We start from the raw sequence: 21,847 nt of genomic DNA on the forward strand, positions 1-21,847 counted from the left end.
TATGGCAGTAAAAAACAACATAACGGGTATTATTTTAGCGGGCGGTAAAAGCTCTAGAATGGGTTCTGACAAAGGCTTTATAAAACTGAATGACAAACGATTTGTTTTATACAGTATTGAAGCTCTTAAACCTCTTGTAAGCGAAATTTTAATAGTTTCTGATAATGAAAATTACGATACTTTTGGTTACAAACGTATTGAAGATATTATTAAAAACTCAGGACCAGTTGCAGGAATCTACTCGGGTTTGAAGGCTTCAAAAACCGAGTATAATTTGATTTTAAGTTGCGATATCCCATTAATTAAAACCCATATTTTAAACAAATTAATTGATGCTATTGATAACACGTCTGAAGTGACACAGATAGAAAGCAACGGTAAAAGCATGCCTTTAATTGCGCTTTACAAAAAATCCATTGCTCCTACTTTTAAAAATGCCCTAGCTAATGATGAAAGACGATTAAGAACCGTATTAAAATCATTAAAAACAAAGACTATTATTTTAGATGCTAGTGAACATAACAGCACTAAAAACGTGAATACTCCAAACGAATTAAAAACGATTGAAAATGCTCATAACGGTTAAATATTTTGGACAAATAGCTGAAGTAACCCATAAAAGTGAGGAAACTTTAAACGTTGAAGGCACTAAGATTTCTGATGTTTTAAAACTCTTAAATGAAAAATATAAAGATTTAAAACATAAAGACTTTCAATTAGCTCAAAACCAAGAATTGGTAACTAAAGAAACAAAATTAACAGGTGATGAGTTAGCCTTACTACCACCTTTTGCAGGTGGATAAATTTTAAAATGAATAGATATAACAGACATATTATTTTATCAGAAGTTGGTTCGAGTGGTCAAGAAAAACTAAACAAAGCAAAAGTTTTAGTTATTGGTGCAGGAGGTTTGGGGTGTCCTATTTTACAATATTTAGCAGCCGCTGGAATTGGAGAAATAGGCATCATTGATTTTGATGTGGTTGAATTATCAAACCTACAACGTCAGGTGTTATTTGGTAAATCTTCACTAGGAAAAAACAAAGCCATAGCTGCAAAAGATCGATTAGAAGATTTAAATGATGAAATAAAAATCACAGCTTACCCTGAAGCCCTAACCTATCAAAATGCCATTGCTTTATTTAAACTTTACGACATAATTGTTGATGGCTCAGATAATTTCGAAACGCGTTATATGGTAAACGATGCCAGCATTATTACCAACAAACCCTTGGTTTTTGGTGCTATTTATAAGTTTGAAGGTCAAGTTTCGGTTTTCAATTATAACCAAGGACCATCATACCGTTGTTTATTTCCAAATCTGCCAGAAAAAGATGCTATTCCCAATTGTTCAGAAATTGGGGTTTTAGGGGTTTTACCTGGTATTATTGGATCTATGCAAGCCAACGAAGTTATTAAGCTTATTCTTGGTATTGGCGATGTATTATCAGGTACATTACTCTGTTACAACGCACTAACAAACCAAACATCTAGTTTAAAAATTAATAGAAATAATGCCGTTATAAATAAGGTTTTAGATTCAAAATCAAACTTCAATACAAAACCACTTCTTATTAATTGCGAGACTACTTTTGAGGTTTCCATAGAAGACATTATCAGCAATCAAAACATTCAAATTATTGATGTACGAGAAATTGATGAACTACCAAAAATAGATGGTTTTAACATTGAAAACTTGCCGTTAAGCACTTTACATTTCAACATAAAACAACTTAACAACAACAGCGCGAAGTACTTTTTCTGTCAGTCAGGAATACGCAGTAAAAAAGCCGTTGAATTATTAAAAACCCACGATATAGCAAACTGTTTTAGTATTAAAGAAGACGCTGTTGAACTAAAAAATTATATAGAAAAACAATATAAAGAAACGATAAATGGGAGATAAAACAATTAAAAATGTATTTAGAGAAGGCCCTATTTCCTCAGAATTTATTGGAAATAGCATTTACAAGCACCAAACCAAAACAAGTATTGGCGCGCATAATATTTTCTTAGGACAAGTAAGAGCAGATAACATAGATGGTAAAACCGTTACTGCTATAGAATATACCGCTTATGAAGATATGGCAAACCAAAAATTTCATGAGATTAGAGAAACTGCTTTTGAAAAATTCAACCTTACCTGTATGCATATTTACCACAGTTTAGGCACCGTAAAAGCCGGAGAAATATGCTTGTTCGTTTTTGTGTCTTCACCAAGACGTAAAGTTGTTTTTAAAGCTCTAGAGTTTATTATTGAAGCCATTAAGGCCGATGTGCCTGTTTTTGGCAAAGAGATTTTTGAAGATAACACTCACCAGTGGAAAGTTAATAATTAAGATATGGTCGACATAACACATAAAAACACCACGCTTAGAACCGCCATCGCGCAAGCTGTAGTATCGGTAAGCAAACCTGAAACCATTGAAGCTATTAAGAATGATACCGTACCAAAAGGCAACGTTTTTGCCATGAGTAAAGCAGCAGGATTATTAGGCGTAAAACGCACACCAGATATTTTACCAGATTGCCATCCCCTGCCCATTGAGTTTACTGGTGTGGAATACGAAATAAACGGACTAGAAATTACGATACTTTTTACGGTAAAAACCATTTATAAAACTGGTGTTGAAGTTGAAGCGATGCATGGTGCGAGCGTGGTAGCTCTCAATATGTACGACATGCTTAAACCCATTGATAAGGGTATTGAAATACACGCTATAAAACTTTTGAAAAAGAAAGGTGGTAAATCTGATTTTAAAGATAAATTCAGAAAAGATTTAACCGCCGCAGTTGTGGTTTGTAGCGATACCATTTCAGCAGGTCATAAAGAAGATAAAGCAGGTAAAGCGATTATTGAAAAATTAAAATCTTGCGACATTAGAATTTCTGAATATGTTATTATTCCAGATGAATTAGATGTTATACAACAAAAGGCAAAAACTTATCAAGAACAAGGTATCGATATGGTGATTTATACTGGAGGCACAGGACTTTCAGGTCGAGATGTAACGCCTGAGGCCTTAATCCCATTACTTGATAGAAGAATTCCTGGTATTGAAGAAGCCATTAGAAGCTACGGACAAGAACGCACGCCATATGCTATGTTATCTCGCAGTATTGCAGGAACCATTGCAGACACCTTAATTTTAGCTTTACCTGGTTCTACAAATGGCGTAAAAGAATCTATGGATGCTATATTTCCTAGTGTATTACATAGTTTTAGAATTTTAAAAGGAGCTAGACATGATTAATGGTGAATGGTGAATAGTGAATAGTGAATAGTGAATGGTGAATAGTGAATATATTTAAATGAATAACGAAGCAAAAATATTACAAGATTCTCATGGTAGAAATCATAATTATTTGCGTATTTCACTTACTGAAAGATGTAATTTAAGATGCACCTATTGTATGCCAGCAGCAGGTGTTCCGCTATCGCCAAAAAGTCATTTAATGACCTACGAAGAAGTTTACGATATTGCCAAAACCTTTGTAAAACATGGTGTAACTAAAATAAGATTAACAGGTGGCGAACCTTTGGTTAGAAAAGATTTTCCTGTAATTTTAGAAAAGTTAGCCTCTCTTCCTGTTGAATTATCCATTACTTCAAACGCTGTGATTATTGACAGATTTATTGATGTTTTAAAAACACATGGTGTTAAAAACATTAATGTGAGTTTAGATTCGCTTAACAGAGAGAAATTCACACATATCACTCGCAGAAATCAGTTTGATAAAGTTTACAACAACATTTTACAATTGATTAATGAAGGTTTCAATGTAAAAGTTAATGCTGTATTGGTAAAGGGATTTAACAATGATGAAATTATTGATTTTATAAATTTCACTAAAGACCTACCTATTTCAGTACGGTTTATAGAATTCATGCCTTTTGATGGTAATAAATGGGATGTGAGTAAAATGGTATCCTACGCAGAAATTATGAAATATGTGAATGACTCATTTCCTAAAAATAGTGTTATCAGGCTACAAGACACTCCCAACGACACATCAAAAAACTATAAAATTAAAGGTTATAAAGGAAGTTTTGCTATTATAAGTTCTGTAACCAATCCGTTTTGCGATTCGTGCAACAGATTGCGTTTAACAGCCAATGGTCAACTAAAAAACTGTTTATTTTCTTCTACTGAATCAGATTTGTTAACCACTTTACGAACAGGAAAATCTATTGACCAAGTAATAAAAAAAGCGGTTTTTGCAAAATTAAAAGTACGTGGAGGGATGGATACATTAAACAAATTACAAAAACCGCACCTTCATAGTAAAAACCGTAGTATGATAACTATTGGAGGTTAAACTTATTTTATTATTCATTTTTTAAATAAATCAAAAATTAAAACTTCATTAATATAGTTTACTGATATTCTGTCTCTAACAATATCTTTTGGTAAAGAAATTTTCATTTTAAAATATGCCGAGGGATAACAATAATTGTGTCTTCTTTCTTCAACTTCATTTTCCTTATTAATTTTACTTTTATCTGTAGTAATAACTAGATTACTGCCTGCTATATAAAAAACAAAATCTTCTTTAACATAACCTGGTATTTTTAATTCGTAATGAAAAGTTGTGTCTGTTTCAGAAGTTCTTAAATCTGGCTGTTTCCTATTAGCATACCTATAGGAAAAACTTATTGATTTGATAATTTTTTTATCAATCTGTAACATGATAATTGGAAGAAAATTTAAATAGTTATAACTAAAAAACAACAAAGAAATAGAGTAGAATACGTGTTTTGAAAACACACAATCTTAACATTGTTAAATATCCTATCTAGCAGAAAATCAACTAAATTTACAATAAAAAAATGATAAAAACAACCCTAAAAATATTAATCTTCTTAATTATTGTTTTTTATCATTTAAAACCTTCTTTAAATAATCTATTATTGAAAATACATTTTTAACTAAAACACTATTACTTTTGGGTTTAACCAAAAAACTGGTGTTAATTTCATTATAAAAATTTGGTTTTAAACCTAATAACTTTTTTAAAACATCAACTCCTTTTAAATTTTCTATTGCAACATAACCAATAAACTTTAAATTTAATGTACTATTAAGATACCTAGTGGCAGATTTTAAAGCCATTAATTCTCCTTTATTCTTTTTAACATCTAATACATTGATTTGGTTTGTACAATTATATTTTATTGACTCTAAAAGTTCTAAAGTTTTATCTGAACTTCCGTTGTTAACTAAACAAAAATGAAGCTTTGAAGCTTCATTTAAGACTTGTGTTAGTACATTTAAATTCAAATTTTTTTCGTTATTGTAAAAAATAAGTATTATTCCAACCATGTTTATGAGTTTAAAGCTAAATCTACGTTAGTATTTAAGGCTTTATTATTCTTAGATTTTCCTCTGTAAACCCATGCTATTTGCCCAAGTTGCATTACAATCTTTACAGAATCTTTCATTGAAAGTTTAGAACCATCGGCATGTATCCATCTTTTTAAAGGTTGTTCACACAACATTGCTTTTGCCTGTTTTAACCCAAAATGCTGACTCATTCTTTTAAAGATTTCAACATCAAAAATCCATTGCGTAACAAACTTTTCGTTAAAAGCAATCCCTATCACATCTTTACTGAATATTTTAGCACCACATTGCGTGTCTTTAAAATCCATTTTTAAAATTTTTCTAATGATAAAGTTGATGGTTAAACTAATTATTTTTCTAGCAGATTCTTTAGTTATGTTTGCCCCCATTCTTGAAATTCTAGAACCGCTTACAATTTTAAATTTAGACGTTTCTATGGTTTTTACTAAATCATCAAAATCTCTTAAATCTGTAGACAAATCGGCATCTAAAAACCCTATATAATCTAAGTCTTCTTTTTGTGCCATAAAAAGCATTCCCTGTCTTACAGCCTCTGCTTTACCACCATTTTTTTCACAATCATAAACTGTAATAAAGTCTTCTCTTCCTTTTTGTAAGTCTTTTAAAACTTGTAATGTATTGTCTTTACTACCGTCATTTACAAAACATAAGTGGTAGCCTGTATATTTATCTATATAGTTAAGAAATTCTGTACTTAAAAGGCGTTCTTCTTCATTATAACAAGGTATTACAACACCAACGCAACGTTCTTGAATCATTACTTGATTGTTAGACACTTCATTATGAATTTCTGGAGCACCAATTAAACGCTTTACTCTGGCACAAATTTCATTTAAACTTAAAGGTTTCTTCATATAATCATTAATACCCAATTCAAATCCTTCTGTTATTGTTGAATCTTGAGTATTTCCTGATAAAACCATAATAGGTGTTTGAGAGTTATTAGTTAACCTAATATATTTTACAACGTCTAAACCAGATATTATTGGCATATTAATATCTACTATTACTAAATCTGGATTAAAAGATTTAAAAGTTTCTAATCCTTTTTGTGAATCAGTTTCAATTTTTACTTCATACCCTAATTCTGTTAATCTTTTTTGTAATGGTAGTAAAACTAATTGCTGGTCATCTATTGCTAAAACTTTCATAATAAGTGGTTTTTATTTGTTTTTGATGGTTCAAAAGTACTGTGAAAGTGGTTTAAAAAAATCTTATTTAGTTTAACCATTAACTAAGTGTCGACGAATGGAAGATTGCTATAGATAATTAAAAAACAAACCACATATTAATTTATTTATCTTTACATCATAGATAATTGAATGAAGGAAACCTCAAACAAACACTTAATTGCAGCCCTACTTTTAGGATTGGCATTTCATGGTAGTTCTATATTTTTTACATTAGAAACTACTTACGATGCTTTAATACACTTGTTTTTTGCAGACCATTATGCTAACAGTTGGTTTGAACCTTGGAATTACGAGTGGTACATTGGTTTTACTGTACAAAGCTATCCGCCACTTGTACATCAATCTATAGCTTTACTATCTTACATTGGTGGGTTAAAATTTGGAATGTTTAGTGTTGCGCTTATTGCTATTGTACTGTTTATAACAGGAGTATACCGGTTTTCTTTATTAATAACATCAAATAAAACGGTTGCAGGATACGCTTCTATTTTAGCGGTTTTTTCATCATCTTTTGTTGAGACCCTCCACATTTTTGGTCAATTACCAAGTATTGTTGGCATATCGGTATTAATGCATGCCTTACCAGAAATATACTTATGGTTAAAAACCGGAAAGAAATGGTATTTAGCTACTTGTTTATCATTAATTTCGGTTACGGTTACATCGCATCATGTTACACCTATTTTTGGTATGGTGTTTTTTATATTTCCGTTAATTGGTATGGTACTAATGGATGTTTCTCGAGAACAGGTAAAGACCATGAAAGATGTAACATTTAAAATATTTTTAAATAGTTTTTTTAAACTTTTTAAACGCATTGTAATTTTTGGTGTTTGTTCATTAATTCTCATTGTTGGATGCATTTTGCCTTATTGGATAAACTCTAAAGCTAACCCCATTACACAAGTCCCCATTCCACACGGATCTCGTGATAATTTTTTAGAAATCACCTCATCTGGTTTGGTTTTCTTTTTAATTCCTTGGGGTGTTTTACTTATACTATTACCTTATATTTTTTATAGATATTACAGTAAACGTTATTTGTTTTTTGGATTATCAATAACCATTTTAACAATACTAGGTACAGGTGGTACAACTCCAATTCCGCGTAAAGTTTTAGGTGATACTGCGTTCAATATTTTAACGCTAGACCGTTTTACCCTTTGGGCTTCTATAATGTCTTTACCTCTTTTAGGTGAATTTGCTTATCGTTTTGTTGAAGGCGATATGAAAAAATTAATTCAAGACAAGTTTGGTGCTATATATCATCGTATTATTGGCGGTATTCTTGCTGGCTTGTTTGTATTTATGGTAGTCTTTACTATGAGTTTAAACTATTTTAGACCATCGCAACCGCAAAAAATAAAGATGTTGCCAATAGTGAATTTCTTAAATCAGGACGATCATGATAAATGGCGATTTTTAACACTAGGCTTTGGCGACCAAATGGCATGGTTAAGTGCACAAACCAATGCTATGACGGTTGATGGAAATTACCATTCTGCAAGACGATTACCCGAATTAACTACCCGCCCTATTGAACGTCTGGAAAACTCAAAATTTAAAGGCGTGGCAGGGATTGGTTCGTTACAACAATTTTTAACCACACCCGAGAAATACAATCTTAAATACATTTTTTCAAACGATAAATTTTATGACCCGATTTTATATTTCTGTGGTTGGCAACGGCTGCGGCAATTAGAAAACGGTATTATGGTATGGGAACGTCTTAACATTCCGCCTGTAGCTTCCATTCTACCCAAAGACGATGTGGCAAAATGGCTAAAATTACATTGGGGCATTATGCCTTTTTTAACGGTAATTATTGCGTTTGTTTTGAATATTCAAATGCTTTGGGTGAATATGCTTAAAACGCGATTTAAACCTATTCCAGATTTTTTAAAATTCCCCGTTTCTTATAACAAATTTAATAGAAACGTATTAAGAATAACACATATTTGGTCTTTATTCTTAGCCATTGTGGTGTTTTACAATATTTATTTGTTTTACTTAAAAAACGACTCCCAGCGCAGTCCAGAAAATGCTGTAATTACATATTACGATGCACTTGATTTTAAAGAATTTGAAAAAGCGCATAGTTTAATAGACCCTAATAACAACATTCCTATAGCCCAATATATGCTAGAGATTTCGGTAACCGATGGATTATTGAGTAGTTATGCTAAAATGGATGCTATTGAAACTGAAATAACCGAATTAAATGATAGCACCGTTTCGGCAAAAGTTATAACCCAATGGATAACACCTTTAGAAAAAATAGAGAAAGTAGATTACAAATCGCTTTCAAAAATTAAAGGAAAATGGTATTTGCAACCCGACGATTTAAATAACGATTTACCACCAGACCAACTCTATTCACAAAATGTAACCAAATATTTTAATCAAGGGCGCAGACGAGTAACTACCGAACAAACACATCATGAAGATATTTTAAAACAACCTGTATTAGAAGTGTTAACCGCTAAATTGGTAAAATATAATGGTAGTTATGCCATTATTGGTGAAGTACAAAATATAGACAATGTTCCTGCCGATGTTATTTTAAAAGGTACTCTTTACAACGATGATAATAAGCAGCTAGCCACATATAACGCTAAATACCATGTAAAACATAAATTAATGCCTAAAGAATCTAGTAGTTTTAGAATTAATTTTGAAGGTATAGCGTGGTCTAAAACTCAAGATTCTATTCCAGACACTTTTAATCCGGACGAGTTTACACCAGTTGAATTTGAAGAACAACCCACAAAATTTAACCTTCAGGTTGCAGGAAACGTAGCTGGTTCTGATTTGTATAAAAATATAGTACTAAGTGAAATAAACATTAATCAACAAACCATTAACGGAAATTTGTTTAATAGTGGTATTCAAGAAATTACCATTCCTCAACTACTCATTAGTTATTATGATGATAACAAAAATATGCTATGGGTAGATCATTTATTTGTAAAGGAAGGTATCAGACAACAGCGCAAGCAACATTTTGAATATCACTTTCTAAAAGAAGGTTCCGTTAATGTTATTAACGATAATATGGAAAATGTTTACGTAAATGGCGCACCAAACAAAACTATTTCCAGCAAAATAGTTCCTAATAGATTAATGCACCATCCAACCGAACAATTGCAACCCATAGAGCATCCTAATTTTAATTATGTAAAAATTGAAACCAATGTATATATAGGAAGTCCGTTTTAATGAAAAATAAACACATATACATACTATCTTTTTGCTTGATGCTTTTCGCATTATCAGTTTTTGCTCAACAAAAAGCAGGAATTAATAAAATAAAGGCGCTTACAGAAACAACAAATTATACCGTTGGTAGCAATATTACATTACAGTTTTCAAGAACAGAAAACATACAACCGCTACTTTATTGCTCAAGTAGTTATGGTTCTACCTTAATTTCGGCAAGCGTTACTGAGGAAACTCTGGTGTACGAGATTCCAAAACATATTACTAAAAAAATTGGAGTGGTTAATTGGCAACTACTAGATGATGAAAATAAACTTTCGGGTAAATTCTATATTCAACCTAAAGCCAATGTGGCTACTATGGAAACCTACCTAGGACCTACGAGCATTCATGCCGGAGAAACCGATTATGCTATGCTTGTTACCATACCTACAGATTCTTTAGATAATCCTGTGCCTACTAACACCGCGGTTAATATTAACTATCAATTTTTAAGTTCTGAAATAACAGAGTCTGTTTACACCAAAAACTTAATAGCCTATAAGAATATTTACGCGCCCACAGAAAGTGGTAGAATGTTGGTTGCTTCAGAAAGTTTAGGGGTTAATTCAAAAGAATTCACATTAAATATCGCTTCGGCTATTCCAACATCGTTTACTATAAGTGCACAGCGTCCTCATGATTATGCTGATGGCAACCAGATGACCACCCTTACAACTTCAGTTATTAAAGACAAATACAACAATGTGGTAAGTGACGGCACGTTTGTAACCTTCATAATTTCCAATTCAAAAGGAAATATTTTAAAAACTACCGGATTAACCTTAAGTGGTGTGGCAAATGCTAAAATAATTCACCCAGATTATGGAGATTCTTGGAAGATAAAAGCCTTTGTTGATGGTATGGCAGAAAGCAACACCATAAACATGGAATACAAACAAGTTATTGAAGATTTTAATGTAGTATTCGCTAAAAATAATCGTGAAATTACCGTTGGACCGTTACAAAGTTTTATGAAACAACATATCCCAGACGGATTACAAGTGAAACTTCATATTTTTAAAGATGGTAAGCATATAGAAACGCTTATAAAAACTTCGTTTAATGGTTATGCTAAATTTAATTTAAAACCCGCGATTTATATAAATGGCGACTATAATTTTAGCATAGAAACAGCTGGAATAACCAAAGAATATAAAACTAAACACCTATGGTAGGTTTTAATAAAAACATAATGCGTACCATATTAATTGCCTCATATGTTATGCTTATAGCCTTAATTGTTGCTGGAGTAAGCTCCGTTTTTAGTTATCTAAACACGGGTGCAGACCGCAGTACCATGTTGCATACCGAAATTCAAAAAGTTGAGCAGTATTTACCAAAAGTAGTATGGGAACCTATACAGAATGAAGGTAGACCCATGGATAAAAAGAACCTAAAAAGCTTAGAAAATAATTATTTAGATGCTTGGTATGTGCGACAAGTAGCGTATAAAACCAACAAAATTGCTGGCATAAAAGATTACTATACCGAAAGCGCCAGAGAAAATTTATATAACCTAATAGAGCATAATAAAGGCGAAAATATTACCATAGAATCTACAACCCTAAAGCACAACCCTACTCTTGAGTTTTTTAGTGAAGATGGTCAGTTGGCAGTGATTACCGATAAAGATGTTGTAGAATACAAGCGTGTATTTAAATCAGACAAACTGGTTCTTGAAACCACGGAAACCTCAACCTACAAAATAATATTTCTTTTAGAAGATGGCTTTTGGCGCATTAGACATTTGGTAAAGAAAAACACAAAACCCTATCTTAATAACTCTAAAACCATTTCGGTTAATAATTTAAACATTAAAGGAATTAATTATTACCCACAAGCCAATCCTTGGAATATGTTTGGTGATGCGTTTTCAAAAGACACCATTGCTAAAGATTTTAAATTTATAAGAGATGCGGGCTTAAATTCAGTAAGGATTTTTGTGCAATATGAAGATTTTGGTAAAGCTAATGTTGACGTTAAAAAACTAGAAAAATTAAAACAAACCTTAGACGCTGCCGATGAAAACAATTTAAAAGTAGTATTAACACTATTCGATTTTTATGGTGATTATTCCGTTATGAATTGGACGCTGAATCAGCGGCATGCCGAAAAAATTGTAGTTTTTGTTAAAAACCATAATGCACTTTTGGCTTATGATATTAAAAATGAACCAAATTTAGATTTCGATTCCAGAGGTAAAGACAATGTTATTGCTTGGTTAGATAACATGATAGATTTAGTAAAATCGGTTGATGATACTCATCCTGTAACCATAGGTTGGTCTAATACAGAAAGTGCTTCTATTTTAAAAAACAAGGTTGATTTTGTGTCGTTTCATTATTATGAAGATTTAGAAGATTTGAATGAAGCTATAAAAACGCTGAAGACCGAAATTAACAATAAGCCCATTGTGCTACAGGAATTTGGATTATCATCATACCGCGGACTCTGGAAACCGTTTGGTAGTAGTGAAGAAGATCAAGCCAATTACCATAAAAAAGCCCAAGAAATTATTGCAAAAAACAACTTGCAATTTATGTCTTGGACTTTATATGACTTTGCAGAAATACCAAAGGAAGTCGTAGGGAGACTTCCTTGGCGTAAACGGGTTCAAGGGCGTTTTGGTTTTATTAACCAAAACGGAGAGACTAAACCCGCATTTAAATATATTTCTAAAGAATAGCCTCTTTACCTAATCTCTGACTCAATTTTGATTTTTTTAAAATAATATCGTAAAACGCTTCTAAATACATTTCTGCAATTGTTTCCATAGGATATGCTGTAGCCGCCTTGTAGTTAGCTTTTCCTAATTGTATTCTGTAATCATTATTAGTTACTATGGTTTCAATAGCATATGCTAAACTTTCTACTGATGTTGGCTCAAAAAATTCACCACGATAACCTTCATCTTTAACTAATAAAGCTAAATCACCTAAATCTGGCATCACTACAGCTTTCCCATAACTTCCTGCTTGGTGTAATACGCCCGAACTTCCTGTAGTAGATGTGTATGGAAACACTATAACTGCACTGTCATTAAACAAGGTTGGTACTTCATGTTCTTCAACATATCCTGTAAATCTAACTTGAGGTACATGCTTATAATCTTCTTGTACTTTAGCTAAATACCCTGGTACGTTAGGGTTATCGGTTCCTGCAATTACTACTTCTAAATCTAAACCTGTGCTTGCTCTTACTTTTTCTACAGCTTCAATCATCCCTTCTACTTTTTTATAGGTCCCAAACTTTCCAAAGGTCATAATTTGCATAGGCGCCGTTGGAATCTCGTACTTAGGTTCTTCTGCAATTTCAAAAGTTCCGTGGGGTATTAATTTTACTTTTTTGGCATTGTATTTTTTCTCTAAAATATCAACGTATTTTTGCATAGTAACAGCCACTGTATCGGCTTGCAATAGTAATCGTGTTAAGGTGCTACCGATAAAACCGTAAATTTTTTGCATGAGTTTATTGCTTGTAAAACCAGCGCTTCCTAAATCTACTTCTTCTAAAATATTGTGTAACAATACTATGTTTGGAATTCGTTTAAGTTTACACACCAATGGCAACATTAACCCTAATGCAGCAGCAACCTTTTTATCGCCAAACTTCATAAACTGTAAATTAAACAATACAGAGTCTGGCTTTGTTTGGTTTATAGCTTTGGTTACATTTATAATGTTAGTGTAACTGTTAAACTCCCAACATTCTTTTACAGTAATTTTACATCCAGCTTCCGTAAATTCTAAATCTTTCTCACCTTCAGTTTTGTCGGTTAATAAAATTAATTCTGTTACAGAGTCTTTCTGTCTAAACTGTTTTACTAAATGGTATGCATATTCATTTAAAGTGACTTTACTAGGCGGATATGCAGTTACGATGGCTAATTTCATGATTTTGGGTTTTAATATTTGATACAAATTTGGGATTTCTACATTTAAAATTTAGACGACTATAGTTAGGTTGCTTTTAAGTGTAGACGAATGGTAATTTGCTATAGATAAGTTCTTATTTGGAAGTTTTGATTGATTGCAGTTTGAAAAACACAATTTGAATAATCAATAAGGACACCATAGCAATAATTTGCACATGTACTACCTGCTCTAAACTTTCGTGAAAAAATACCACCAATACCATTTGTAACATACCAAAAACTCCCGATATAACTACTGGTACATACTTATCTAATGATAAATAGTAATAAGCAAATATGTTAGATACGGCAAACATTCCTGTAGCTAAGGCGTATTTCCATAATAATGGCGCCATGGCCAAATAACTTTTTCCAAATAATAAAGTAATTGCTGTTTCTGGAAATAAAGCACAACCAATAACTATTATAGCAGCAATTCCAGCGATATAGCCAACATATTTAAATAATATGGGTGCGGTTTCTTTGCCTTCTTTGTTTAACTGAACCACAGTTGGCAATAGTAGCATTACAAACATCCAAGCAATAAAATATACAATTCTGCCTATTAAAGCTAAAGAAGCGTATAATCCGGCCTCGTAACTTTCAAAATAATGTTTAACTAATAAAATGTCGCTATTGTTAATGATGATTTGAGTTAATTCATAAAAAGCTGTAAGTATGAAAAAATTTCTTATTTGCTTACTATATGTTTTTTCAACAAAAGTTTGTTTAAGTGAAATATGGTCGGTTTTAAACGGGAATAAGCCAAAAACAAAAGAGATTAAAATTCCAATAGCAATAACTACTGATGATTGTAAATTAAACAGAAATATTAATCCTAAAGTAATAATCAAGCGACTTAACATTTCACCTTGATAGGTAATGGACAATAATTTAAATGCTTTTTTACCTTGAAAAACACCTCTATTTACACTCATTAAAAAATATAATGGCACTCCAAAACCAAAAATTACAAACATACCTGATGACGACGTATTGAATATGGTTTGCAATTCACTCGAAAAAATCACAATTAAAACTCCTAATAACACACCAACAAAAAGCGCATTTTTGTAAACCTTAGAAATAAAATTGCTAAACGTCTTATTTTCAAAAAGCACAGAAAATTTAGCGGTTACCAATTGAAACGTCATAGCTACAAAGGACAATACTAATAAAAACGTAATAAGTACAGCGGCATCAGCAAATTGCGCTGGTCCTAGTACTCGTCCTAAAATTAAATTGTATAGGTAATTACCACCATTTACAGATAGTACACTAAGCATAAATAATTGCTCTGGTGTAATTTTTTTCGATTTTAAAGTAGCTATAAGTTGCATGGTTTTGGGTATTATAAAATTAAAATTTAAGTTATGCTGCTTGGTTTATTCTTAATTCATCATAAATTCCTTTATGGCCATAACCTAAAATTTTAAAAGTTTTTTTATTAGCTAAAGCCATTGTATATAACTCTTCAATTGCTTTTAGTCCATTATTATCAATACTTATAACACATTCAATATTAATTGTTAAAGCATTAGTATATAACATCAAAAACTCTAAATGGTTTTTAAAATAATTTACTGTTGTTGCATTTATAGTTCCTGAAATCATAAATACGTTATCTTGTTCTTTAATTTTAAGTGCCATTTTTGATTATTTTTTATATTATTTTTTTAATTTCTATCACAAAGATGCCTCAACAATCAATGTAATGCGGGTAAATTTCGGTGAGTGGCAAGTTGCTGTAGATGAATGATTGAATTTGAATGCTTAACTTGCAATCGATATAAATTAAGAACATGACTATCAAATCTATACACCTACTTATTTTGCTTTTAATAACAAGTTTTACCATGTCTCAAAACATGCAAGAAGGCTTTAATTATTTAGAAAATGGTAATTATTTAAAAGCAGAACAATACTTTGAAAGTATTCTAAAAACCTATCCAGAAAATAAAACAGCGCGATTATGTTATGGTAGAGCCGTTGGGTTAAACGGTAATGCTACAAAAGCTGAACAATTATTTACCACTTTATTAAAGGATTATCCCAATGATTTTGAAGTAAAACTTAATTACGGAGAATCTTTACTATGGAACAAAAAATACCCCGATGCGAAAGTCTATTTTTTAAATTTAGTAAACGAAGATCCTAATAGTTTTGCAGCGCTACTAAGTCTTGCCAACACCTTATCAAACTTAAAAGCATATGATGATGCCTTAGTATATGTTAACAAAGCATTAAACGTTTCACCAGAAAACCCAAATGCGTTAACCTCTAAAAAATATATGTATTTAGGATATGCTTACCACAAACAGCAAGCACAAAACTATAAGGAAGCCGAAACACTTTTAAAAGAAAATTTAAAACTGTTCAAGAACGATAGAGACACCTTATTGAATTTAGCAAACTTGTATTTAATTGCTAACCAATTAGAAGATGCAGAGAACACATATAATATTTTAGCAGAAAACCCAGAAAACAAAGGTTTAGCGTTAAACGGATTAGCCTTAGTAGCGCATTTAAATGGGAAAGAAAAAGAAGCCTTACAACTTAGCGAACTAGCTTATAAAAGTTTAAACTCTAATACCAAAACAGAAGATATACAACCCACTACCGAACGCTATATTCAAGCCTTAATTTGGAATAAAAAGTTTAAAACTGCCGAACAATTAATTGACAAATTAATGGAAACCAAACCTAACGAAAATTGGTTGTTGGCATTGCGTGCTACCCTAAATATTTATAAAAGTGATTTTAAAAAAAGTGTTTTTGACTATAAGCAGATTTTAGTAAACGATAGCACCTCTTTTGATGGTAACCTTGGAAATGCCAACGCCTTAAAAGCATTAGGTATGTATGATAGCGCTTATACATCAGCTGAAAACACTCTAAAATATTACAACAACCAAAAGGACGCCACTAATTTTATAAAAGATTTAAACACAAGTTTTACACCGTTTTGGGAGTCTAAGGCTTCGTATTCTTTTGATAATGGCGATAATGAAGCCTTTAGTTTTAAAAATGCCGTAGAATTTCCGTTAACAACTAAGTTTAAAATTTTAGGGAATTACAATTACAGAACTACAAATAATACTTTAACAAGTAACAAAGCTACATCAAATGATGCATCATTAGGATTAGCTTACCAATTGCTACCAAATCTTATATTTAAAGGATCTCTAGGTATATCGAATGCAAAGGCAGAAACCGAAGATTATACACAAATTTTAGCCGATGTATCTTTCAATATAAAACCTTTTAAATTACAAGTTTTAGATGTTGGTTATAAACGAGAAATACAAAGTTTTAATGCCGATTTATTAGATAGACAAATTGTTATGAACAACCTTTATGCTAATTATAACATAAGTACTAACTTTAATTTAGGTTGGTTTACACAATACTTTTACACCTGGCAAAACGATGATAACAAGCGTAATTTACTATTTACATCATTGTATTATAATATATTACCAAAACCTGCATTAAAAGCTGGATTAAACTACCAATACATAACATTTAAAAACCAAGTACCAAGTATTTATTTTTCACCAGAAAGATTTAATGCTGGTGAAATTTTTATAAATGTTATTAAAAACGAAGTAGTAACAAAACCTAAAGAATGGTTTTATGAACTTACAGCAGCTACCGGTTTACAATACATTGAAGACGATAGCAGCCAAAGTACTTACCGCATACAAGGAAAACTAGGTTACAAGTTTTCAAACCGTGCTTTACTAAACATTTTTGGAACGCGCAGTAATATAGCCTCTGCCACCGCTGCTGGTTTTACCTATACTGAAGTTGGTGTACGCTTTAAATGGTATTTGTTTGATGCGCCTTTATTTAGAAGATAAGAATAACCTCACTTATATATTGTTTAAACTACTTAATTTAACTGTATGAATTAAATAATCATCATCTGAAATTAACTTGTTTAAAATGATTTCCATTTTTTTACTTAATTCATAACTACTAGAATACGCAACAAAAATATCTCCCTCTGGTTGAAAATACACATTTGAAACATCTAAATCTTTATTTTTTGCAGCTACTTTTAATAAAATTCCCCAAAGTTCTCCTTGATTAAGATGATGCTCTTCTACTAGTAAATCAACATAATTATTATCATATTGTTCTGGCAACCAAACAGTGTAATTCCCATTTATTTTAGACTTCTCAATATTGCAGGTATAGAAATTGTAATTTTTTATCTGTTCAATGAATTTAAAAAATTTCCTTTTGTTTAATAGTTATCTTACTCTAAAAAGTAAATAGAAGTTAGACATTTTTAATCTCGCTGCCGCTTGCAGTTGTTTTTATTCTTTGGTCTCTTCCTATTAAAAAATATAAAATTGCTCCAAAAAAACTGGTAAATAAAACTATCAATAACCAAATAATTTTATCATTGGCTTTAAATTTACTCTTTGTAATATCTATAAGAGCTATTAAAGTTGGTAAAAATCCGAGAGACACAAGTAATATTAATATTAAAAACGCAGCCATTTTAAATATATTATTTTATGTTTTTAATTGTTCTTTAAGAAGTTGGTTAACTCAGAAGGTTCTGCTCTATTACGATAATCTGCATCTAAAAAGGCATAAATTATTTCTCCTTCTTCATTAATTATATACGTAGCTGCTAAAGGAAGCTCATTTGATTCATCTCCGTTATGTTTATTTAACTCAAATGATTGGTTATACATTTTAGCTACTTCATCTGTAAGCTGAAATACAATTCCGTATTCTCTAGCAACTTTATTACCAACATCACTTAAAACTTCAAATTGTAGGTTATGCTTTTCTGAGGTACTAATAGATTCATCTGGTAATTCTGGTGTTAAAGCTATTAAATTAGCACCCTGAGCTTTGAAATTTGATAATTCTTCTTGTAATGCATGTAATGTTAAATTACAATATGGACACCAACCACCTCTGTACCAAGTTAATACTACTTTCCCTTTTTTTAAATAGTCTGTCAATGAAACTGGTTCTCCTAAGGCATTATTTAAAGTAAAATTAGGGGCTTTATCTCCTACTTGTTTTGCCGTATTTACTATACCGCTTTTCTCTACAGATTCAATACCTTCTTTATATGCTCTTTTTTTATTATCGTCTGCTTTTAGTGTAAAATTTGTTTTTCGTTCTTCTAATTTTGATTTGAGTGATGTATGCTCTTCTTTTTTCATATTGATTTGTTTTTTATCACCGTCCTTAGTTTTGGTTTGTTTTTCATTTTTGCAGGATACTAAACAACTAATAATAATTATAGCTAAAATTTTAATCTTCATATTTAATTTTATTTAAGGTTTTAAAGTTAGCAAATTAAAAATTGATAAAGAGTATATTAAATAGGATAACAATTATATAACATTAATGACTACTATACCAAACTCACTTTAATATTTCACTAAACACAACAAAAAAAGCAAAAAACCTTACGCTTTTTGCTTTAGAAAAAATGAATAATTAAACTTAGCTATTAATCACCTCTCATACTTTTAATATTATTTTATTAATAATTTTATAGTTTTATAAGTAGTAGTATTGCTTTTTATTTTAACTAAATACAATCCAGAACTTAAATTTTCTTTAGTTAACAACACCCTGTTTTCTCCGTTTATTGCCTCTACACTTTTTTGTTTTATCAGTGTTCCTAGTTGATTATAAACTAGTAGATTTACAGTATCTTGTTCTTTAGAATAAAAGGTAACTGTAGTTGCATTTTGCATTGGGTTTGGTACTGCAACTGCATTTGCATATACATAGCTCTCACTAGTGGTAGACAGTGATTTACTTTGAGAAAAACGTACTTGTTTAAACGTCATTTCTTTAGTTTCTTCCTCTCCGCTATCTGCTAGCATGGTATATACTATAGAGGTAACATCGGTTGGTTGAATACTACTACCATCTGTGGTTTTAAAATCTTCAAATGCAATGGCATAATCTTTATAATTTTCGGTTAAGTTCACAGTAGTTTTGTATTGAGATTCCCAATTGGTTACACCTTCTTTTACTAATCTAACTATTAGGGTTCCTGTACCTTTAGCGGTAAATTGAAGGCTGTTATACGCTGTTAAATTTATAGGGTTAAATTTTGGGGTTAATGCTCTGTAAGCTGCTATATATTCTTTGGTTTTAGCTGTTAATGATATATTTCTTTCTACTGGATAATCGGTATCATCAAAACCTTCTTCATTTTCTTCAATAGTGTAGTTTGTTACACTAGTACTTGCTGCGGCATCATCATATCCCCATGGACCGTCTGACATAAATAAATCATCTGGTGTAGCAATACCATCGCCAATTCTAAAACCTATGTCAAATAAATTTCCAGCATCAACTTCAACGTTAGTAATATAATTTCCGTTTAAATCTATATTTGATGATACATACTCTACTGTTTGGGTTTCGGTGGTACGCAATCCGCCATCAAATGCTACTGTTGCACTGTTGTTTGTGTTTATAATTTGTAAATCTAATTTTCCGTTATGGTACTTTCCAGATTTTACAAATACTGTTGGTGGGGTTGAATTATTGTATTCTGTTATTGGTTTTTGAACATCTAACAGGTTTAATACCTCCTCGCCTAGTTTTAATAAATCATCTAAAGAATTAGACCATATTTGAAAATTGTAAAAGCCTACATTATCTTCATACTTATCTAAATTCCAATGACTTTCAATACTGAAATTTTCACCGTTATTTATAGCTTTTGCAGAAAGACTTAATACAAACTCTAAAGAACCATCTATATTCCTTATAAGTGCTTTTATAAATTGTTGTTCTCTAATTTCTATTGTTGATACAGAAATTAATTGTGCGCCTAACAACCTATCGCAAATATATTTGGTATGCTCATAAACGCCTTTTTCTGTTTTTAATAATAAGATTGAAGCAACTGCATTATCACTTTTTAAATAATCTACAGAATATATATCTGTGGCGTTAGTTATACCTATTAAATCTGTTGGAGATGATTCTATAACACCTTCTTCATTTACAACTCCAAATGGGATAAAATCTGTTAATTGCAGTGCTGTTTTGCCTGAAACTGATTTACCGTATTTAGATGATTTTACTAATTTTTTGGCAGAAGTTTTATCGAATTTATAACTGGTTTTAGTACGATTAAAATTACGTTGAGATATTTGTTGAGATAAGCGGTTGTTACTTTCTAATCCACCTGCATTAGCACTTGATGCGTTTGAAACTTCAAGAACAGGACACGCTGCATACCCTGAGCATGATGGGTCTTCGCAATCTATTAAACCATCTCCATCATCATCAATACCATTGGTACAATCTTCTTGTGGCACTGGTGCTGTAGGGCAACGTGCACCATCATTTTGAGAACTAGATGGCCCAAATGCAAATAAATTAGATTCCATACTATTGGTGCCACTTAAATCTTGAACAGATTGAATAACATAAATGGTTCCTGTTTCATTTGCAGACACATAAAACCTACCAGAAGCATCAAAATAAACAGCACCATACGTATAGCTTAAACCTGATAAAATGGGGACTACACCAAGGTTTTGTACAGTTCCTGTTTCTGCATTAATTCTGTATAATTTGTTTGTTTTTTTCTCTACAGTATATAGCAAACTGTCTACGGCATTAAAAGCCCAATCGTGTATATTAACACTTGTACTTAATGATTTGGTGGCTAAATGCTTTCCGTACTTTTCAGACTCCGGATTTACATCTACGGCATAATATGTAGTGCCTCCTCCTTTTAAATAATATACACCATTAGCACTAACGTCTCCTACGTAACGGTTGTTGGTTGGTAACTCATCAACATAAAACTCTGTAGTTTTAAAGTTCTTTCCTATACGTACAATTGTTTTAGCTGGCGTACTTAATGATCCCCAAATATATCCATCTGCTGGATTATATGCCGTTGCGTTTATATTACCTTCTGTAATATTGGTTGCTACATTGTATGCGTTGCCCGAAGCTAAATCTATAGCATAAACATCATTGTATTGAAACAAGTATGCATTGTAATCGCAATTAAATGGAGAATCTTGTGCGTTTATTGCAATGCTTATTAATATAATTAAATGTAATAGTTTTTTCATGATATAATTATTTATACC

At 31.4% G+C, this 21,847-nt stretch carries 20 protein-coding genes; 10 read left to right on the forward strand and 10 right to left on the reverse strand.

Annotated features, from left to right (window positions below; genetic code table 11):
* Position 1: 1 nt before the first annotated feature.
* The 6 genes from mobA to moaA are packed head-to-tail and all read left to right on the forward strand — an operon-like array spanning position 2 to position 4,320.
* Positions 2 to 586, forward strand: a complete 585-nt coding sequence (gene mobA, locus J1D01_RS03320) for a molybdenum cofactor guanylyltransferase (protein ID WP_421149823.1) — start codon at positions 2 to 4, stop codon at positions 584 to 586.
* Positions 570 to 803, forward strand: a complete 234-nt coding sequence (locus tag J1D01_RS03325) for a MoaD/ThiS family protein (RefSeq protein WP_372937284.1) — start codon at positions 570 to 572, stop codon at positions 801 to 803. The genes mobA and J1D01_RS03325 overlap by 17 nt, the downstream gene beginning before the upstream one ends.
* Before the next feature lie 8 nt (positions 804 to 811).
* Positions 812 to 1,906 carry a molybdopterin-synthase adenylyltransferase MoeB gene (gene moeB / locus J1D01_RS03330; RefSeq protein WP_421149824.1) on the forward strand — a complete coding sequence of 365 codons (1,095 nt, stop codon included), beginning with the start codon at positions 812 to 814 and terminating at the stop codon, positions 1,904 to 1,906.
* On the forward strand, positions 1,896 to 2,339 hold the full coding sequence (locus J1D01_RS03335) for a molybdenum cofactor biosynthesis protein MoaE (RefSeq protein WP_421149825.1): 444 nt from the start codon (positions 1,896 to 1,898) through the stop codon (positions 2,337 to 2,339). Before moeB ends, J1D01_RS03335 begins: the two co-directional genes overlap by 11 nt.
* Before the next feature lie 3 nt (positions 2,340 to 2,342).
* The gene (moaCB, locus tag J1D01_RS03340) at positions 2,343 to 3,254 is read left to right on the forward strand and encodes a bifunctional molybdenum cofactor biosynthesis protein MoaC/MoaB (RefSeq protein ID WP_421149826.1); all 912 of its coding nucleotides are present in this window, start codon (positions 2,343 to 2,345) and stop codon (positions 3,252 to 3,254) included.
* A gap of 58 nt (positions 3,255 to 3,312) precedes the next feature.
* Positions 3,313 to 4,320: a GTP 3',8-cyclase MoaA gene (moaA, locus tag J1D01_RS03345; protein WP_421149827.1), complete on the forward strand. Its 1,008-nt coding sequence runs from the start codon at positions 3,313 to 3,315 to the stop codon at positions 4,318 to 4,320.
* A gap of 14 nt (positions 4,321 to 4,334) precedes the next feature.
* On the opposite strand, the gene J1D01_RS03350 is transcribed toward moaA, so the two are convergent.
* From J1D01_RS03350 to J1D01_RS03360, 3 genes are all read right to left on the reverse strand, one after another.
* On the reverse strand, positions 4,335 to 4,691 hold the full coding sequence (locus tag J1D01_RS03350) for an Hsp20/alpha crystallin family protein (protein ID WP_421149828.1): 357 nt from the start codon (positions 4,689 to 4,691) through the stop codon (positions 4,335 to 4,337).
* Between the two features lie 177 nt (positions 4,692 to 4,868).
* On the reverse strand, positions 4,869 to 5,324 hold the full coding sequence (locus J1D01_RS03355) for a glycosyltransferase (protein ID WP_421149829.1): 456 nt from the start codon (positions 5,322 to 5,324) through the stop codon (positions 4,869 to 4,871).
* A 2-nt stretch (positions 5,325 to 5,326) separates the two neighbouring features.
* The gene (locus tag J1D01_RS03360; RefSeq protein WP_421149830.1) at positions 5,327 to 6,517 is read right to left on the reverse strand and encodes a response regulator; all 1,191 of its coding nucleotides are present in this window, start codon (positions 6,515 to 6,517) and stop codon (positions 5,327 to 5,329) included.
* A 171-nt stretch (positions 6,518 to 6,688) separates the two neighbouring features.
* On the opposite strand from J1D01_RS03360, the gene J1D01_RS03365 reads away from it, so the two are divergent.
* The 3 genes from J1D01_RS03365 to J1D01_RS03375 are packed head-to-tail and all read left to right on the forward strand — an operon-like array spanning position 6,689 to position 12,506.
* Entirely contained in the window at positions 6,689 to 9,778 is a 3,090-nt protein-coding gene (locus J1D01_RS03365; RefSeq protein WP_421149831.1) for a hypothetical protein, read from the forward strand.
* Between the two features lie 38 nt (positions 9,779 to 9,816).
* On the forward strand, positions 9,817 to 10,995 hold the full coding sequence (locus tag J1D01_RS03370) for a hypothetical protein (protein WP_421149832.1): 1,179 nt from the start codon (positions 9,817 to 9,819) through the stop codon (positions 10,993 to 10,995).
* Positions 10,989 to 12,506 carry a cellulase family glycosylhydrolase gene (locus tag J1D01_RS03375; RefSeq protein ID WP_421149833.1) on the forward strand — a complete coding sequence of 506 codons (1,518 nt, stop codon included), beginning with the start codon at positions 10,989 to 10,991 and terminating at the stop codon, positions 12,504 to 12,506. Before J1D01_RS03370 ends, J1D01_RS03375 begins: the two co-directional genes overlap by 7 nt.
* Here the strand turns inward: J1D01_RS03375 and J1D01_RS03380 are convergent.
* From J1D01_RS03380 to J1D01_RS03390, 3 genes are all read right to left on the reverse strand, one after another.
* The gene (locus J1D01_RS03380; protein WP_421149834.1) at positions 12,496 to 13,713 is read right to left on the reverse strand and encodes a glycosyltransferase; all 1,218 of its coding nucleotides are present in this window, start codon (positions 13,711 to 13,713) and stop codon (positions 12,496 to 12,498) included. The two genes, J1D01_RS03375 and J1D01_RS03380, sit on opposite strands and share 11 nt — an antisense overlap.
* Before the next feature lie 115 nt (positions 13,714 to 13,828).
* A complete protein-coding gene (locus J1D01_RS03385; RefSeq protein WP_421149835.1) occupies positions 13,829 to 15,073 on the reverse strand; it encodes an oligosaccharide flippase family protein in 1,245 nt (414 codons plus the stop codon).
* Between the two features lie 31 nt (positions 15,074 to 15,104).
* Positions 15,105 to 15,383, reverse strand: a complete 279-nt coding sequence (locus tag J1D01_RS03390; RefSeq protein WP_421149836.1) for an STAS domain-containing protein — start codon at positions 15,381 to 15,383, stop codon at positions 15,105 to 15,107.
* 152 nt (positions 15,384 to 15,535) lie between these two features.
* On the opposite strand from J1D01_RS03390, the gene J1D01_RS03395 reads away from it, so the two are divergent.
* Complete coding sequence (locus tag J1D01_RS03395; protein ID WP_421149837.1) at positions 15,536 to 17,596, forward strand: tetratricopeptide repeat protein; 2,061 nt, start codon at positions 15,536 to 15,538, stop codon at positions 17,594 to 17,596.
* Between the two features lie 12 nt (positions 17,597 to 17,608).
* Here J1D01_RS03395 and J1D01_RS03400 read toward each other — a convergent pair whose 3' ends face one another.
* From J1D01_RS03400 to J1D01_RS03415, 4 genes are all read right to left on the reverse strand, one after another.
* A complete protein-coding gene (locus J1D01_RS03400; RefSeq protein WP_421149838.1) occupies positions 17,609 to 17,884 on the reverse strand; it encodes a hypothetical protein in 276 nt (91 codons plus the stop codon).
* Between the two features lie 136 nt (positions 17,885 to 18,020).
* Positions 18,021 to 18,245: a PLD nuclease N-terminal domain-containing protein gene (locus J1D01_RS03405; RefSeq protein ID WP_372938648.1), complete on the reverse strand. Its 225-nt coding sequence runs from the start codon at positions 18,243 to 18,245 to the stop codon at positions 18,021 to 18,023.
* A gap of 23 nt (positions 18,246 to 18,268) precedes the next feature.
* Complete coding sequence (locus J1D01_RS03410) at positions 18,269 to 19,030, reverse strand: peroxiredoxin-like family protein (RefSeq protein ID WP_421149839.1); 762 nt, start codon at positions 19,028 to 19,030, stop codon at positions 18,269 to 18,271.
* Between the two features lie 216 nt (positions 19,031 to 19,246).
* Positions 19,247 to 21,829 (reverse strand): DUF6923 family protein, encoded by a 2,583-nt coding sequence (locus J1D01_RS03415; RefSeq protein WP_421149840.1) that lies wholly within the window; start codon positions 21,827 to 21,829, stop codon positions 19,247 to 19,249.
* Positions 21,830 to 21,847 lie beyond the last annotated feature (18 nt).

It is taken from the genome of Seonamhaeicola sp. NFXS20, assembly GCF_049132085.1.
GTDB lineage: Bacteria > Bacteroidota > Bacteroidia > Flavobacteriales > Flavobacteriaceae > Seonamhaeicola.

Excerpts from the sequence above, each read along its gene's own strand:
- mobA (WP_421149823.1), top strand. The coding sequence starts at position 2 with ATGGCAGTAAAAAACAACATAACGGGTATTATTTTAGCGGGCGGTAAA.
- J1D01_RS03325 (WP_372937284.1), top strand. The coding sequence starts at position 570 with ATGCTCATAACGGTTAAATATTTTGGACAAATAGCTGAAGTAACCCAT.
- moeB (WP_421149824.1), top strand. The coding sequence starts at position 812 with ATGAATAGATATAACAGACATATTATTTTATCAGAAGTTGGTTCGAGT.
- J1D01_RS03335 (WP_421149825.1), top strand. The coding sequence starts at position 1,896 with ATGGGAGATAAAACAATTAAAAATGTATTTAGAGAAGGCCCTATTTCC.
- moaCB (WP_421149826.1), top strand. The coding sequence starts at position 2,343 with ATGGTCGACATAACACATAAAAACACCACGCTTAGAACCGCCATCGCG.
- moaA (WP_421149827.1), top strand. The coding sequence starts at position 3,313 with ATGAATAACGAAGCAAAAATATTACAAGATTCTCATGGTAGAAATCAT.
- J1D01_RS03350 (WP_421149828.1), bottom strand. The coding sequence starts at position 4,691 with ATGTTACAGATTGATAAAAAAATTATCAAATCAATAAGTTTTTCCTAT.
- J1D01_RS03355 (WP_421149829.1), bottom strand. The coding sequence starts at position 5,324 with ATGGTTGGAATAATACTTATTTTTTACAATAACGAAAAAAATTTGAAT.
- J1D01_RS03360 (WP_421149830.1), bottom strand. The coding sequence starts at position 6,517 with ATGAAAGTTTTAGCAATAGATGACCAGCAATTAGTTTTACTACCATTA.
- J1D01_RS03365 (WP_421149831.1), top strand. The coding sequence starts at position 6,689 with ATGAAGGAAACCTCAAACAAACACTTAATTGCAGCCCTACTTTTAGGA.
- J1D01_RS03370 (WP_421149832.1), top strand. The coding sequence starts at position 9,817 with ATGCTTTTCGCATTATCAGTTTTTGCTCAACAAAAAGCAGGAATTAAT.
- J1D01_RS03375 (WP_421149833.1), top strand. The coding sequence starts at position 10,989 with ATGGTAGGTTTTAATAAAAACATAATGCGTACCATATTAATTGCCTCA.
- J1D01_RS03380 (WP_421149834.1), bottom strand. The coding sequence starts at position 13,713 with ATGAAATTAGCCATCGTAACTGCATATCCGCCTAGTAAAGTCACTTTA.
- J1D01_RS03385 (WP_421149835.1), bottom strand. The coding sequence starts at position 15,073 with ATGCAACTTATAGCTACTTTAAAATCGAAAAAAATTACACCAGAGCAA.
- J1D01_RS03390 (WP_421149836.1), bottom strand. The coding sequence starts at position 15,383 with ATGGCACTTAAAATTAAAGAACAAGATAACGTATTTATGATTTCAGGA.
- J1D01_RS03395 (WP_421149837.1), top strand. The coding sequence starts at position 15,536 with ATGACTATCAAATCTATACACCTACTTATTTTGCTTTTAATAACAAGT.
- J1D01_RS03405 (WP_372938648.1), bottom strand. The coding sequence starts at position 18,245 with ATGGCTGCGTTTTTAATATTAATATTACTTGTGTCTCTCGGATTTTTA.
- J1D01_RS03410 (WP_421149839.1), bottom strand. The coding sequence starts at position 19,030 with ATGAAGATTAAAATTTTAGCTATAATTATTATTAGTTGTTTAGTATCC.
- J1D01_RS03415 (WP_421149840.1), bottom strand. The coding sequence starts at position 21,829 with ATGAAAAAACTATTACATTTAATTATATTAATAAGCATTGCAATAAAC.